Genomic DNA, 14114 nt, shown 5'->3' on the forward strand with positions numbered 1-14114 from the left:
TCAGTATTTTCCCACCAGCACGTCGGTATAGAGTTCGGCCGCTTCGGGCTCGGGCGAGTTTTCGGCGAAGTCTGCCGCTTCGGAAACCGTCGCACGGATGCGCTTGTCGATTTCCTTCAATTCGTCCTCCGTTTTCCCGCGTTCGATCAACTCCTTTTTGGCACGTTCGATCGGGTCATTGTGTTCGCGCTGATCCTGCACTTCTTCGCGTGTACGGTACTTCGCCGGGTCGGACATAGAATGCCCGCGATAGCGATACGTATTGAGTTCGAGCAGGACCGGGCCGTTTCCTTCACGGGCATGCTTGAACGCGACCTCGGCCGCCTGGCGCACCTCCAGAACATCCATCCCGTTCACATCCATGCCGGGAATTCGGAAGGCGGTACCGCGACGGTAAAACTCGGTTTCTGCACTCGAACGTTTAACCGCAGTGCCCATCGCATATTGATTGTTTTCAATCGCGAACACGATCGGCAGTTTCCAGAGCGAAGCCATGTTGAAAGTTTCGTAAACTTGCCCCTGGTTGGCCGCACCATCCCCGAAATAGGCGAGGCAAAGGCCGCCATCGTCCCGATATTGATGCCCGAGGGCGAGTCCCCCGCCGAGCGAAACCTGCGCGCCAACAATGCCGTGACCGCCGTAGAAGTTATGCTCTGTGCTGAACATGTGCATCGAGCCGCCCTTCCCCTTGGAAATGCCAGCTTCCCGCCCAGTCAGTTCGGCCATGATAATCCGGGGATCGATGCCATAAGCGAGCATATGCCCGTGATCGCGATAACCGGTAATCACGCTGTCGCGATCATTGTCGAGCGCACTCTGCAAGCCGATCGCAACTGCTTCCTGGCCGATGTACAGATGGCAAAAGCCACCAATCAGGCCGAGGCCGTAAAGCTGCCCTGCCCGCTCTTCAAACCGGCGAATCAACAGCATCTGCTCATAAAACCGCAACAGCTCCTCGTCGCTGGCTTCATAGCGTGGCTGCTTTTGATGCTCTTCCTGCAGGCTCCGCAAGGCAAAATCGTTGTCCGGTTCCGCCTCATTCTTGGCGGCACGGGAACGATTGGATGCAGCGGATTTTACTGCTGCCTTCGGGGCAGGCTGCACTGTGGAAGCAGCCGGGGTCTTTCGCTTGCTGGCGGGCTTGGCCAATTCGCTATCCTCGCATGGTTTTCTCTGCCGGACAGGCCTCTGTCCGATACCGGCCCGCTATGGCCTAAGGCGCCGTGTGGCGCAACGCTCTGCATACGAAATCGCTGTTCCGACGCTACGGAACCGTATGCTCTGCCCAGGGGGTCAGTTTCCGGTGTCGGTCCCGTGCCCGTCTTTATTATCCAGGCTAATAACCACTTCATCGGGACGAACCGCATTGAGATCGCGGCGGATAAGTTCGCCCACGAGATCGGGATCTGCATGATTCGGATTCAGTGCATCCACAACGATCTTGAGTTCATCGCGTTCATGCTTCAACTTCGCGATCTGGGCGTGCCGCTGATCGAGCTGACGCAGGTTTTCACTCCACGCCAGAAGCCCGCTGGGCCCAACAATAGCCAATCCGCCAAGCACGAGCAGACACCCAAGCGCAATTGCTTGTACTGCACGCTCCTTTGGAGATGTAATGCGGTGGCCTTCGCGCGTCATAAGACTGACAGAATCACAAATGACTCAGCTATTCAAGGAGTTTCTTTGCAATGTGCGACAGATCGGGCCCTGGCAGGTACAAGATGCTTTTGTCCAATGGTCATGATTGCTGCTAGCTGACTGAGAAGATGACTTCCTCCAGTTTTCGTCACGCCCTGCGTCCGCTGCCGCTTCTGATGTTAATCATCCTTGGCGTTGCCCTTTGGTCGAACTGGCGCACCGACCCGGTCGTAACCGAACACGAAGGTCTCAGTTTTGCGTCTGGCGAGTTACTGGATGCGCTATCATCTTCTAAAAGCAATCTGAATACCCGCATTGTGGAACGGTTCCGGGATCGGGATGGCGTTAAATGCGCTGGTTTTGTGCGCGACGATCTGTCGGGAATCGCCTGTGACGAACGCGGCGGCTGGCATTTGCGGCTGCAAAGGGATGGCGCTTCGATTGCGACTACCGACGGCGAGCGAGCAAAAGAAAGTGATCGCGCCTTAGCCCGCGCAATTTCAGAAATGAAACGGACACCTTAACCGATTATCGGAACCCTCGAGGTCTTGCGGGCGTTGGCTTACTAACTGCACGTCAATCTCATGACTCTAAATAGTATTATAATTATGCAATTAGAATTATAGTCATCGGTAATTTATATTAATAAAATTCATCGGAAATGATTAAAAAGTGAATTATTTAGAAATAATACAAAAACAAGTTACTGCAATGGCAGCGGATTTTGTGGCCACATTGCCGCAAATATTAATAGCCATGATCGTTCTTGTTCTCACATGGGGAATTGCGCGATTCATTTCGCGTTTGGCTCGCAAAGCAGTCGAACGCGCCCGATTGCGAGAAAGCCTCAAGCAACTGGTCCAAACGATGGTCAGGCTTGGAGTGTGGCTGGTTGGTCTTTTGATCGCGGCAGCAATCGTTCTGCCCGGATTTACTCCTGGCAGTGCAATCGCCGGACTGGGGATCGGCGCGCTTGCCATTGGGTTTGCATTTCAGGATATTTTTGAAAACTTCCTCGCGGGCATTCTTATTATGCTGCGCGACAAAATGCGGATCGGCGATCTGATCGAAGTGGAAGGTGTGCTTGGCAAGGTCGAAAAAATCACTTTGCGCGAAACGCATGTACGCCAGTTATCAAACGAGCTGACGATCATGCCCAACTCGTTTTTGTTCAAAAATCCGGTCAAAATTCTCACCGATGACACAATACGTCGAAACGATCTGATCGTTGGCGTGGCATATGACACCGATCTTGAAATGGCCGAACGGGTGATTTTGGACGCGATGGGTACGGTCGATGCCATCGTATCGGATCGGCCGGTTGTGGTGTATGCACAGGAGTTCGGCGCGAGTTCGATTGATTTTCTGGTCCAATGGTATGCTCAGTCTGCATCGCGCGACCTACGCAAGACAAAGGCGGAAGCGATCAAAGCCATCAAGAAAGCGCTGGATGAAGCCGGGATTGAAATACCGTTTCCTTATATCACCCACACCTTCAAAGAGCCGGTGTCTCTCGCACCAATGGTCTCTGCTAATTGACCCGTGCAGTGCCATCAGCAATTGCCAGCGCCGGGCCGCGTGACTATGGATCGCGCCCGGCGCGCCCGTAGCTCAGCAGGATAGAGCACCAGATTCCTAATCTGGGGGCCACAGGTTCGAATCCTGTCGGGCGCACCATTCTCGAACAAAAGAGAGAACTGCGGGCGTGGTTTTGGCTGCGCCTCCTGCGGCACTCCGTGTCAGCGCTGCTTTGGATCTGCTGATGCGGATTTCCCGTTCATCCACACTAACCTCGCTGAGCAGCAGCCGGGGGCATAGGCTCACCACAGATAGAGCAAGGCGTGATGCAGCTTAGCGCGCAGGAGCAGCGCCAGCTTCTCGATCTTTGCTGCGGGGGTCCGATGCGGCCATTGCGGCGCTGCGTTGGTTCAGGACACCAGCAGGGGAAGACAGTATCGCTATGCTTTTCCAGCAATCTTTCGCTCGACTTCAAGGCGACCGACGACCTGACCCTGTCGTTCATGGGTATCTACAACCGGTCCTACAACCTGTCGGAACAGCGCGCCTATGTGTTCACCAGCGGAGCTCGCAGCGCCGGGCTGATCGGCGACCTAGCCTTCGACTATACCACGCAAGTGGCGGACGGCACCAGGACGGTGCAGGCCTCCGCCAACACGATCGCCAAGATCGGCACCGGCGTGACACTGACGCCCAGCTTCGAATATCGCGGCAATTACCTGACGGTGGATGGCAATGCCTTCTTCACCAATTCGCACAGCCACTACGATCCGATGGGCCAGGAGCACGCGGTGTACACCGTCGCTTCGCCGGGAGCTTCCGGAAACTACTCCGCGCACCGCAGCGAAGACTATTTGGCGACCGATTGGACCATTCGCCAGTTGAGCGGGGCGGACTGGAGCGATCCCGCCAGCTATTCGCTGTCGTCGATCATCATCAACACCGAGGACGGCCGTTCATCCAAGGTAGACCGCACCGGCGGTGCTATCAATGTTGGCTACGAACTGCCGGGCAGCGCCTTCCCCATCACTATCAGGACGGGCGGTAAGATACAGCTGGCATCCTACCAATATGAAAAACAGCGCGAGGCCAGCCGCTATGTCTATACCGAACCGCTCAGCACGGCGGAATTTCTTACAGCGACCCAGAGCGGCATCCGGAGCAACCTCAATGAAGCCGGGCTGACGTACCAGACGATATCAGGCTCCTCATACCTGTATATGCCCAGCAACTACCTCATCGGGCAATATTTCTTCGACCATCCCGACGAGTTCAGCCCACTGATGACGGCGACGAACTACTACAACGCCTATATCGGCGACAGCCGTCACTTCGACGAAGATACCTATGCCACTTATTCGATGGGGACAGCAAAGCCAACCGACTGGCTGGCGCTGCGCACGGGGCTACGCTGGGAACAGACGCGCACTGCCGCACTGGAACCGGACCCGCTTTCGGCCGAGGAAGTGATCGTCGCAGGCTATGACGTTTCGGCATCGACGGGCCGCGCGACGACAGTCGAAGGCATTAAGTACCAATATGAAACGCGCCCCCGGGTCGCCCGCAAGGGACGGTACGACTATTTCTTCCCCAGCGCCTCGGCCAAGGCCTCCTTCACCAACAGCCTCGACCTGCAGCTTGGTTACAGCCGGACGATCCGCCGCCCCGAAGTGATCGTCCTGGCAGGCGTGTGGTCGGTGAACAAGACTATCCAGACCGTCACCGCGCCCAATCCGGGCCTGACGCCCGAGCTGTCCAGCAACTACTCCGCCCGGATGGTCAAGTATTTCGAACCGGTGGGGCTTGTCGCCATCAACTATTTCCGCAACGATTTGAGGGGGGCATTTCAGACGCAGGAATTCACGGCGCAGGAATTCGGCTACACCGGCACGAAATACGCCGACTACACCTTCCGGACGACAACGATGGTGGGCGAAGGCACGATCAGCATCCAGGGCGTGGAACTGGAGTCCAACAATTCGCTGGAACGCCTGCTGCCAAACCCGTTCAAAGGCCTGACCCTGCGCGGATCCTATACCTACACGCATCCGGCCCCCCGATTTCGCTGACTCCCGAAAACATGTTTACCCTGGCGCTGGCCTACAAGAGCGGGCCGGTGCGGCTGGCGCAGGCCCCGCGCATCGGTGGGCTGACCATGTACCGGCGGCTGCACTTCGGACGGCTGGTGAGGATGCATGTCCTCGACACGCGCAGCTATCGCAGCCAGCAATTGTGCGAAACGCCGGCCGGACGCGCCTGCCGCAAGCGGGACGATACCACATCGACCGTTCTCGGCAGCGCGCAGGAGGCATGGCTGGGCGCGGGGCTGCGCAATCGGGCCTGCTGGAACCTGATCGCGCAACAGGTGCGGATGATGCCGATCATCCGCCGGGATGCGGACGGCATCCGCCTGCCCGCCCCTCCCGACAGCTGGAGTGGCTACCCGACCGCCCGCGCGCGGCTGCTCCAGGCCATCCGCGACAATGGATTGACCAACGTTGTCGTGGCCAGCGGAGATTCCCACGTCCACAATATCGGGCACCTCCCTCTACGCGACGATGAACTGGACGGTCCTGCCGCCGCCGTCGAATTTCTCGGTACTTCGATCAGTTCGGGGGCGACGGTCGGGCGGACAGTGAAAAGCGGCGCTTTCTGCTGCGCGACAACCCACACTTCATCCTCTACAACGAGCAGCGCGGTTATCAGCTCTTTGACATCGCCCCGCATGAATGGCGCACAGACGTCAAGGTGCTTGACAAGGCGGAGACGGCTGGAGGCATGCTCAGCACGCTGGCGAGTTTTCGGGTGCACCCGAATAAGGCGCAGCTCCGTTAGCATTGGATATCCGAAGAATTTCAATGGCCGAGCGAGGTGTATTGCTGTCGCGCTGATCAGAGGATCTGGAATGGCGGGCCTTGGCAACGGCCGCCGATCGACGGTCCGGATACATTTCCTGAAAGCTGCCCTCCGTTCACAGAGCGGTGGGCTGAAAACAGCAGCGGCTTTGTGTCGGAGTAAAGTGTCGGCTTTTCGGTCAAAGACGCAGCAATTATGCCGTTCAGCACGTGACTCACGCAGGCATTTGAAAGCCGTATCGGATATTAGAATTCGACTTATTCGGCCGAAAACCAAGACGACCGGTCTTTTTTCGCCGCACGGGCGAGTTCGCGTGCGAGGTCGACGAAAACCTTGAATGCCGCAGGCGGGTTGCGGCGGCTGGGATAGTAAAGGCACAGAGGCGAGAGCGGCGGCGTCCACTCTTCCAGAAGTTGCACGAGCCGCCCTGCCTCGATGTCCTCGCGTACGTCGGATTCCATGAAATAGCCAATGCCCATCGATTCAAGCACGGCTATGCGCGCCAGGCTGCCTTCGTCGAGCGTGATCGGACCCTCGACATCGACTTGCACCGGTTGGCCTTCCGCCTCGAATTGCCAGCGAAACAAGACTCCGTTGGGTAAGCGAGTGCGAACGCATGGGTGCGCAAGCAGGTCGGAGGGCACGCGGGGTTTGTCGTGATTATCGAGATAGGATGGTGACGCGACTACGACATTTCGCCTTGCGGGCCCCACCGGGATCGCGATCATGTCTGTGGGAACGAGGTTCTTTGTGCGAACTCCGAAATCGAACCCGTCCGCGACGATATCGACGAGATTCCCGTCGGTCACGACATCAATGTGAACTTCGGGAAAGCGCCGCAGGTATTCGAGGATGAGTGGCGAGAGTATTTCACGCCCTGCGGTCGCGAATGTGTTGATTCTCAATGTGCCGGACGGTGTTTCCTGCTGCGAGCGCACCGTATCGAGCGCCTGATGAATATCCTTGAGAGCAGGCGTCATCTGGTCGACGAACCGGCGCCCTGCATCGGTTAGGGCGACACTGCGCGTGGTGCGATTGAACAGGCGCACCCCAAGCTGCCCTTCCAGCTTGGCGATCGCATTGCTGAGCGCGCTCGTTGACATTCCCAGATCGAGCGCAGCCGCACGAAAGGAACCTCTGCGGCCAATGGCGAGGACCGCATCGAAATCGCTCAGATTATAGCTTGGCATTATCCTGAAATCCGAAATTACTCATCCAGATTTATCCGAGTTATCTGGATAGAATCAAAGCGCTAAATTGCTCCTCGTAACCGAAGAGGAGAAACAGCATGACCATCGAACTTCCAGGCGCGATCGCCGACTATTTCGCGGCCGACAAAAAGGGCAATGCGGAGGCGATTTCAAAATGCTTCACGCAGGATTCTGTCGTCGTTGATGAAGGCAATACCTATACGGGCCGCGATGCGATCCGGCAGTGGATGGCGCATGCATCCACGCAATATAGCTATACCGTCGAGCCCTTCGCGCTCGGCAAAGAAGGCGAGCGAACCGTCGTCACCAGCCATCTCGTCGGCAACTTCCCCGGAAGCCCGGTGGATCTGCGCTACTTCTTCGTCCTTGAGGGCGACAAGATCGCCGAACTGGAGATCGTCCCATGACCCCGTTTCTGACGCTGGAGGGCAAGCGGGCTCTCATCACCTCCGGCACACATAGTGTCGGAGGTGCCACCGTCGGGCTATCCACTCGCAGGTTAATGTCCTTTCTAGTCCCACCGACAGGAGCGATGGAGGCATATCCGCCCAAATGATAAGTGCGCCAACTCGTTGGACTGCCGCCATTGCAGCTGCGTCATGCCCGTCCATTCCTTGAAAGCGCGGTAAAAGGGGTTTGTATCCTGATAACCCAGAAAGCAGGCTATTTCCTCAACCCTGCTCGGAAGGTCCGCCAGCAACTGCCTGTACTTGATCGGCGAAGCTGCTTCCCACTTCCAGATACTGCTTCGCTTCCGAAAGCGCTGGCGTTAGCATCTGTAACAGCTCGGGGTTGTAGTCGGTGAACGCACGGTCGAGGTCGGCTGATGCCAGAGTAATTCGATTGCGGAGCGCCCCGAAACGGATCGGACAGCCAAAGAAGGTATCGTGCAGATCGGTAGACGGGCCGGACCGCTCGAATTCGATTCCGATGGGGCGGACAGGCTGCCCGGTGCCCCGCCTTCCCAGCTCGACCACAGCACAATGGATGCTGCCCGACCGAGGTTATGATGCCAACTGGTTCAGCGACGCCTTGCAGGGAAAGGGGATCCCACCTGTATCCCGGGCCGGAAAATACGGAACAAGGCCGTCAAAAATGACAAACGCAGCAACTGCATCGAGATCATGTTCGGCAGCCTGAAGGAACTGGCGACGCGTCGCAACCCGCTACGATCACTGCCCAAGGGCCTCTTCTCCGCCGTGGCACTCGCCGCTACCGTCATCTTCTGGCTCTGATCAATCAGTCCTGAACCTACAATACTCGCAGGCGCCATTCATATCTGGGCGGCATCAGCCCGCTCGCATTCGAAGCCAACGTAGCTCAATGAGATAGCTGACCCGCCCAAAACCGTTACAAGTCCCAAATGCCGTTGCAGAACTCACCTTACGGATTGAGATCCTGGAGAGCCAACTCGCAAGAGGCTCGCGAAAGGATTACCTCGGAGGTGCTCGAAAAATTCTCGACGCAGTTACGCGAGAAGCTTTGTGGCGGGAATCCCACGCTACGAAAAGCCTATCGTGGATCGCATCGAAGTGTCTGACGAGAAAATTCTCATTCGCAGGACGAAAGCAGTTCTCGAAAAGGGCATCGCGCGAGGCGCTCCGTGTATCGAAGGCGCTGGCCCATATTTGACCGGAAATGGTGCCCCCGGCCGGACTCGAACCGGCACTTCCGTAGAAAAACGATTTTGAGTCGTTCGCGTCTACCAATTCCGCCACGGAGGCTCCGGGCGCGCGCGACCTAGCGTGGTCGCGACGCGCCTGCAAGCAATGTCGTTAAGTCTTCAACGCCCCACTCAAAACTTTATGCAGTTTGGAGTGTAGCCCATCATTGCCAGCCAGCACCTGCTTATCGCAAATGGGCAAGCTACGTCCCCGGAAATCTGTCACAAATCCACCGGCCTCACGCACGAGAAGGCACCCTGCAGCGGTATCCCACGGACTCAGCCCGCTTTCCCAAAAACCATCGTAGCGACCAGCAGCCAGCCATGCGAGATCGAGCGAAGCCGCGCCATAGCGGCGAATACCGGCGATCTGCGGGCCGATTGCCGCGAATATCTTGACCCACTCCGCGAAATCGCCGTGCCCTTGAAACGGAGTGCCCGTGGCAACCAGCGCCTCGTGCAGACGGGAGCGCGACGACACCCGCAAGCGTCCGTCGTGAAGCCATGCACCACGCGTCTTTTCCGCCCAGAAAGTCTCATCGGTAATCGGCTGATAGACGACAGCAGCAGTCACTTCGCCCCAACCGGAACCATCCAGCTTGGGCTCCTGCACAGCAATCGAGATTGCAAAGTGCGGAATGCCGTGGAGGAAGTTGCTTGTTCCATCCAGCGGATCGATAATCCAGCGCGGCTTGTCTGGGGCGCCTTCGATGATCCCGGCTTCTTCCAGCACGAAACCCCAATCGGGCCGTGCGTGAAGCAGTTCATCATAGATCGTGCGCTCAGCAATCTGGTCGGCCTTAGAAACGAAGTCGCTCGGCCCCTTGCGGCTGACCTGCAAGTGCTCGACTTCACCGAAGTCGCGACGCAAGCGGCCTCCCGCCTTGCGGGCGGCCTTTTCCATCACACGGATTATGCCTGGTACGGCTGCCATTGCTGCCTCAGTTCGCTTTGCCGATGTAGGCTTGCTCGTAAACGTCAACGACGATTCGCGTGCCACTTTCGATGTGGGGCGGGACCATAATCCGCACACCATTGTCGAGCACGGCGGGTTTGTAACTGGAAGAGGCAGTTTGCCCCTTCACCACAGCATCCGCTTCCACGATCATCGCTTCGACCTGCTGCGGCAGTTCGACGCTGATGGGCTTTTCTTCCCACAGTTCTAGCTTAACCTGCATACCGTCCTGCAGAAACGGGCGCGCATCGCCCAGCAGATCGCTCGGCAGGTTGATCTGTTCGTAACTTTCCTGATCCATGAACACGAGCATATCGCCATCTTCATAGAGGAACTGATAGTCCTTCGTATCGAGACGGACCTTCTCAACCGTGTCGGCGCTGCGGAAGCGGACGTTGGTTTTGCGGCCGTCCTGCAGGTTCTTCATTTCGACCTGCATATAGGCGCCACCCTTCCCCGGCTGGGTGTGCTGGATCTTGGCAACTTTCCAGATGCCGCCTTCATACTCGAGAATATTACCGGGACGGATGTCCACACCGCTGATTTTCATGGGAGTGTTGCGCCTTCTGTAATGGAGGGACGGGCGGCATATACGCCAGCGTCTGCGCCGCGCGCCTTAGCGGCAAGGACGCGTATGAGCAAGGAGGGTGACAGAGGGAAGTTTGCGATGCTAGAGCCGAGGAGCGATGAAACGTCTTCCGATACTGCCCACTCTGGCCGCGCTGCTAGTCGCTGCGGCGCCTGCCCCCGATGAATCAGTGGCCTTAAATGGCAAGCTTGGCACTCTGCCGCATGGTCGCTGGATTTGCGAAGTGCCGGGTGATGCGAGTGGTCCGGCAGTATTGCCGATACCTGGCGGGTGGTTCGAGACGGAAAATAACTCCAGCTACGTAAACCCTAATGGACACGGCACCTACCTCCTCACCGGCAAACAGGTGCACTTTACACGAGGCTCAATGCTTGGTGCACGGTTCGAGCGAACAGGTGCCAATACCCTCAGCCTGTTAAATGCATTGGGAGAATTGAGTAGTGTACGATGCGTGCGAGGGCCCATTCCAATTACTTTGAAATCTTCCCGGTCAAAATCGGATACGGATTAACCGCAGCGGCGGCTTCCCACCATTTCGCGTCCGGTGTCGTTCGCATAATGGCAAAGTGGAGATGCGGCGCCTCCGCACTGGCATGCCCTGTATGCCCCACCGCACCCAGCCTTTGACCGCGACGTATTTTTTGCCCTTCTTTCAAGCCCGGCGCGTATTCGGCCAGATGGGCGTAGTAATAGATTGTCCGCCCATCTGCGGAGCGGACATAGATAGTATTCCCGCCGACCTGAGACTTGAACATTTTCTCGATCTTGCCTGGGGCTGCGGCGGCGACGGTTGTTCCTTCTGGAGCCATGATGTCTAGCGCATGATGGATTTGTTTTCCCCCTCCACGTTCGTCAACAAAGGTGTCGCTTAAATCACTGGGCCGAACATTGAGGACCGGCACGATAATCTGCTGCGCCTCGGTGTCATTTGGGGCCGTCAGATCCTCTGTCTCCAGAGGGGGAGCGCTCACTTTCTCGCCAGAGGCATTCTCAACAGCGGGGACGTCGCTCGATTTCGGGCTGGGTTGAGCATCCGCAGGGCGGGTACGCGCAATCTGACTGGACGAGCCTGCCAGATCAAGCACACTGCCCCCGGCAACGATCCACGCCGCCGAAGTGACAGTTGCCGTGATGAGAATGGTTGCAATGCGATCAAGGACAGTCATCGTCGCCTCTTTATGCGATAACTGCCACATTTGTCGATTGCGACACTGCAGGCGCGTGGACTGCCCATCCCTCATGGTTACAGCCAATGGAGGCAGGCGGAAGGGCTTAGCGCCTTCTTTCACCGGGCGTTTTCCCAGCAGTTCATCAATGACGATAGAGCCAGCGATAATTGCACCACCTGACCCAACCAGAATCCCATCGCGGCGCTCCGCCAAGATAGCCTTGGGCCAGACTGGAAATGAACGAAGCTTGCGGCGCAGGCAAAGCATCCGGCTCTGCACCGGGCGCCCCGCCCCCACCATCGTTGCGCTTAACAGATTCGGCACCGGCGGGATAACCTGTCTCCCCGTAGCCTCGCGCAGCACAAGCATTTCCCACGGGCCGATGCATGCCTGTGCTTACGCTTAATCGTCAGGTTGAAAAGCATACTCCTGCATCGCGCGGTGGAAGGCACGCACGGCCTCTGCCTCATTACCGCTCCATACCGCCTGTGACACCGCAAGAAAGTCGGCTCCGGCCTGTATGATCGGGCCACAATTCTGCGGCGTAATTCCGCCAATTGCGACGCAGGGAATTTCGACCATTGTCTGCCACCAGGTTAGCAGTTCCAGTTCCGGGCGATGTTCGCTGATCTTCGTGGTCGACGGGAAAAAGCTGCCGAACGCAACATAATCCGCACCCGCATCCCCGGCTTCGAGAGCGAGATGGCGGCTCGCATGACACGTCATACCGATCTGCGCCTCGCGCCCCAATTCCTCCCGCGCTTCGCGGGGATCGCCATCGCTCTGCCCCAAATGAACGCCATCGGCCCCCAATCGCTTTGCCAAAGCGATGGAATCGTTGACGATGAAGGCGCAATCCTTCGCCGCGCAAATCTCTTGCAGCGGGCCTGCAAGGATTGCAGCAGTATGCTGATCAACGTCCTTCACGCGAAACTGAAACGCTGCCACCTCACCCGCGGACAGAGCGGATTCCAGTCGTCCAGGAAACGAGCCGCCAACATCGGGCGGCGAGATCAGATAGAGTTGGCAATCGGTCATGCTGCGGGTGTTAGTCGCTTGCGCCGCATTCGTCACCATTCAGAGATGCGAAAGCGGCAAGCTGCTCATCTGATTACATGAAGACGTTCGCAATTCTCGTTTTCGCAAGCGCCACACTGGGCGCCTGCGCGGTCATCCCCAACGCACCCAATGTAGATCGCCCACCTCAACCGGCAGGCTACGCAGTGCCGTTCGATCAGCCTGTTCAAGTCGGCGATCTGGTCCTGACACCCAAATCCGTGGTCGAAGACAGCCGCTGCCCGGCCAATGCGCGATGCATGTGGGCAGGGCGCGTGGTTGTAAGAACAAGAATCGATGGCGCGGGCTGGCGCGAAACCAAAGATCTGACCCTTAGCGAAACCTATGGCACTCACGATCGCAGGTTCGCTCTGGTGCAGGTGTTGCCGGAGAAGATAACGGGAGATGAAATTGCGAGCGACACCTATCGTTTCCGATACGAAAGTCGCTGATTAATTATCCCGTGGACTCTGGGATAGTCGAATCGGCAAAAGCCAATCCGACTATCCCAAGATATTCTGACAGTGGAAAATTATGCCACTGAAGCAGCGTGAATTTGGTCGATTGCGCTGCCTAGCGTGCCATCGAATTCCACATCCGACTGCCCGTGACGCAAATCCTGCAACAGACCACGGCTGAAGCTCGCTATCATTCCGGTATTCTGCGCCAGCTTTTCACATGCCTCATTGGTCGAATATCCGCCCGACAGAGCCACAACCCGCAACACTTTGGGATGCGCGATCAAAGGCGCGTAAAGATTGGCTTCAACCGGGATCGACAGCTTGAGCATCACTTTCTGCCCGTCGGGCAAATCATCGAGATGCGACAGGATTTCATCGCGCAGAATGGCTTCCCCTTCTGCGCGATCCTTCGCAGTGATATCGTATTCCGGCTCAAGCATAGGCACGAGACCGGTCGAAAGAATTCGTGCGCCCTCGGCGAACTGCTGATCGACGATTTGGCGAATACCGACAGGGTTGGCCGTCTTGATAACCGAACGCATCTTGGTGCCGAACACGCCCAGCGCTCTGGCCCGGTTGCAAAGGTCTTCAAGCCCCGGATTCGGCTTCATCAGCTGAACGCCGTTTGCTTCGTCTTCGAGGCCCTTGTCGACCTTGATGAACGGCACAACGCCGCGTTCAGCCAAACGGGTCGGCACCGGTTTGCCGCCGCTCACCCCATCCATCGTTTTCTCGAACAGTATTGCGCCGATCACCTTACCATTCCCAAAGCACGGGCTTTCAATAATCCGGCTCCGCATTTCGTGAATGGCTGCGAACATTTCATCATCACCATTCCACGATTCGTCAGCAATGCCGTAACCCCGCAATGCCTTTGGCGTGGACCCGCCGGACTGGTCGAGTGCGGCAATAAAGCCCTGCCCATTGGCAATGCGGTCGGTCATTTCCTGGTGATTCATCTGACTGCTCCGGGTGTTATGCATACGAATGCAGAAGGT

General features: G+C 57.4%; 15 protein-coding genes, 2 tRNA genes and 1 pseudogene. 8 read left to right on the plus strand and 10 right to left on the minus strand.

Going from position 1 to position 14114, the window contains the following annotated elements:
• A complete protein-coding gene (gene pdhA / locus CV013_RS04675) occupies positions 1 to 1011 on the minus strand; it encodes a pyruvate dehydrogenase (acetyl-transferring) E1 component subunit alpha (RefSeq protein WP_223805326.1) in 1011 nt (336 codons plus the stop codon).
• Positions 1012 to 1293: 282 nt separating this feature from the next.
• A complete protein-coding gene (locus tag CV013_RS04680; protein ID WP_102154109.1) occupies positions 1294 to 1638 on the minus strand; it encodes an FtsB family cell division protein in 345 nt (114 codons plus the stop codon).
• Positions 1639 to 1766: 128 nt separating this feature from the next.
• Between CV013_RS04680 and CV013_RS04685 the strand changes: the two genes are divergently transcribed.
• The 5 genes from CV013_RS04685 to CV013_RS16000 all read left to right on the plus strand — a co-directional run bounded on the left by CV013_RS04685 (position 1767) and on the right by CV013_RS16000 (position 6349).
• The gene (locus CV013_RS04685; RefSeq protein ID WP_102154110.1) at positions 1767 to 2162 is read left to right on the plus strand and encodes a hypothetical protein; all 396 of its coding nucleotides are present in this window, start codon (positions 1767 to 1769) and stop codon (positions 2160 to 2162) included.
• A gap of 148 nt (positions 2163 to 2310) precedes the next feature.
• Positions 2311 to 3177 carry a mechanosensitive ion channel family protein gene (locus CV013_RS04690; protein WP_102154111.1) on the plus strand — a complete coding sequence of 289 codons (867 nt, stop codon included), beginning with the start codon at positions 2311 to 2313 and terminating at the stop codon, positions 3175 to 3177.
• Positions 3178 to 3238: 61 nt separating this feature from the next.
• Positions 3239 to 3315: transfer RNA gene (locus tag CV013_RS04695), tRNA-Arg, on the plus strand.
• Between the two features lie 167 nt (positions 3316 to 3482).
• Positions 3483 to 5225 carry a TonB-dependent receptor domain-containing protein gene (locus CV013_RS04700; RefSeq protein WP_102154112.1) on the plus strand — a complete coding sequence of 581 codons (1743 nt, stop codon included), beginning with the start codon at positions 3483 to 3485 and terminating at the stop codon, positions 5223 to 5225.
• Positions 5226 to 5311: 86 nt separating this feature from the next.
• Positions 5312 to 6349 (plus strand): alkaline phosphatase D family protein, encoded by a 1038-nt coding sequence (locus CV013_RS16000; RefSeq protein WP_408057019.1) that lies wholly within the window; start codon positions 5312 to 5314, stop codon positions 6347 to 6349.
• On the opposite strand, the gene CV013_RS04710 is transcribed toward CV013_RS16000, so the two are convergent.
• A complete protein-coding gene (locus CV013_RS04710; RefSeq protein WP_102154114.1) occupies positions 6270 to 7202 on the minus strand; it encodes a LysR family transcriptional regulator in 933 nt (310 codons plus the stop codon). The two genes, CV013_RS16000 and CV013_RS04710, sit on opposite strands and share 80 nt — an antisense overlap.
• A gap of 98 nt (positions 7203 to 7300) precedes the next feature.
• Between CV013_RS04710 and CV013_RS04715 the strand changes: the two genes are divergently transcribed.
• Positions 7301 to 7630 (plus strand): nuclear transport factor 2 family protein, encoded by a 330-nt coding sequence (locus tag CV013_RS04715; RefSeq protein ID WP_102154115.1) that lies wholly within the window; start codon positions 7301 to 7303, stop codon positions 7628 to 7630.
• A gap of 264 nt (positions 7631 to 7894) precedes the next feature.
• On the opposite strand, the gene CV013_RS04725 is transcribed toward CV013_RS04715, so the two are convergent.
• A complete protein-coding gene (locus tag CV013_RS04725) occupies positions 7895 to 8200 on the minus strand; it encodes an AraC family transcriptional regulator ligand-binding domain-containing protein (RefSeq protein WP_157935731.1) in 306 nt (101 codons plus the stop codon).
• On the opposite strand from CV013_RS04725, the pseudogene CV013_RS04730 reads away from it, so the two are divergent.
• Positions 8184 to 8458 (plus strand): annotated as a pseudogene (locus CV013_RS04730) (transposase); the annotation flags it as partial. The gene CV013_RS04725 and the pseudogene CV013_RS04730 overlap by 17 nt on opposite strands.
• A gap of 404 nt (positions 8459 to 8862) precedes the next feature.
• On the opposite strand, the gene CV013_RS04735 reads toward CV013_RS04730, so the two are convergent.
• The 5 genes from CV013_RS04735 to thiE all read right to left on the minus strand — a co-directional run bounded on the left by CV013_RS04735 (position 8863) and on the right by thiE (position 12676).
• Positions 8863 to 8947, minus strand: a tRNA-Leu gene (locus CV013_RS04735).
• Positions 8948 to 8998: 51 nt separating this feature from the next.
• On the minus strand, positions 8999 to 9820 hold the full coding sequence (locus CV013_RS04740) for an inositol monophosphatase family protein (protein WP_102154117.1): 822 nt from the start codon (positions 9818 to 9820) through the stop codon (positions 8999 to 9001).
• Between the two features lie 7 nt (positions 9821 to 9827).
• The gene (gene efp, locus CV013_RS04745) at positions 9828 to 10391 is read right to left on the minus strand and encodes an elongation factor P (protein WP_102154118.1); all 564 of its coding nucleotides are present in this window, start codon (positions 10389 to 10391) and stop codon (positions 9828 to 9830) included.
• Between the two features lie 509 nt (positions 10392 to 10900).
• Positions 10901 to 11968: a M23 family metallopeptidase gene (locus CV013_RS04750; protein ID WP_223805289.1), complete on the minus strand. Its 1068-nt coding sequence runs from the start codon at positions 11966 to 11968 to the stop codon at positions 10901 to 10903.
• Positions 11969 to 12001: 33 nt separating this feature from the next.
• Entirely contained in the window at positions 12002 to 12676 is a 675-nt protein-coding gene (gene thiE, locus CV013_RS04755) for a thiamine phosphate synthase (protein ID WP_102154119.1), read from the minus strand.
• A gap of 38 nt (positions 12677 to 12714) precedes the next feature.
• Here thiE and CV013_RS04760 point away from each other — a divergent pair, with 38 nt between their 5' ends.
• On the plus strand, positions 12715 to 13107 hold the full coding sequence (locus CV013_RS04760) for a putative periplasmic lipoprotein (protein WP_102154120.1): 393 nt from the start codon (positions 12715 to 12717) through the stop codon (positions 13105 to 13107).
• An 80-nt stretch (positions 13108 to 13187) separates the two neighbouring features.
• Here the strand turns inward: CV013_RS04760 and CV013_RS04765 are convergent, their stop codons facing one another.
• Positions 13188 to 14075: a fructose bisphosphate aldolase gene (locus tag CV013_RS04765; RefSeq protein WP_102154121.1), complete on the minus strand. Its 888-nt coding sequence runs from the start codon at positions 14073 to 14075 to the stop codon at positions 13188 to 13190.
• Positions 14076 to 14114: the final 39 nt, after the last annotated feature.

Origin of the sequence: Tsuneonella flava, from assembly GCF_002870965.1 — a bacterium.
GTDB classification, from domain to species: domain Bacteria; phylum Pseudomonadota; class Alphaproteobacteria; order Sphingomonadales; family Sphingomonadaceae; genus Tsuneonella; species Tsuneonella flava.

Excerpts from the sequence above, each read along its gene's own strand:
- CV013_RS04680 (WP_102154109.1), bottom strand. The coding sequence starts at position 1,638 with ATGACGCGCGAAGGCCACCGCATTACATCTCCAAAGGAGCGTGCAGTA.
- CV013_RS04685 (WP_102154110.1), top strand. The coding sequence starts at position 1,767 with ATGACTTCCTCCAGTTTTCGTCACGCCCTGCGTCCGCTGCCGCTTCTG.
- CV013_RS04700 (WP_102154112.1), top strand. The coding sequence starts at position 3,483 with ATGCAGCTTAGCGCGCAGGAGCAGCGCCAGCTTCTCGATCTTTGCTGC.
- CV013_RS16000 (WP_408057019.1), top strand. The coding sequence starts at position 5,312 with ATGTACCGGCGGCTGCACTTCGGACGGCTGGTGAGGATGCATGTCCTC.
- CV013_RS04710 (WP_102154114.1), bottom strand. The coding sequence starts at position 7,202 with ATGCCAAGCTATAATCTGAGCGATTTCGATGCGGTCCTCGCCATTGGC.
- CV013_RS04715 (WP_102154115.1), top strand. The coding sequence starts at position 7,301 with ATGACCATCGAACTTCCAGGCGCGATCGCCGACTATTTCGCGGCCGAC.
- CV013_RS04740 (WP_102154117.1), bottom strand. The coding sequence starts at position 9,820 with ATGGCAGCCGTACCAGGCATAATCCGTGTGATGGAAAAGGCCGCCCGC.
- efp (WP_102154118.1), bottom strand. The coding sequence starts at position 10,391 with ATGAAAATCAGCGGTGTGGACATCCGTCCCGGTAATATTCTCGAGTAT.
- CV013_RS04750 (WP_223805289.1), bottom strand. The coding sequence starts at position 11,968 with ATGCTTGTGCTGCGCGAGGCTACGGGGAGACAGGTTATCCCGCCGGTG.
- thiE (WP_102154119.1), bottom strand. The coding sequence starts at position 12,676 with ATGGTGACGAATGCGGCGCAAGCGACTAACACCCGCAGCATGACCGAT.
- CV013_RS04760 (WP_102154120.1), top strand. The coding sequence starts at position 12,715 with ATGAAGACGTTCGCAATTCTCGTTTTCGCAAGCGCCACACTGGGCGCC.
- CV013_RS04765 (WP_102154121.1), bottom strand. The coding sequence starts at position 14,075 with ATGAATCACCAGGAAATGACCGACCGCATTGCCAATGGGCAGGGCTTT.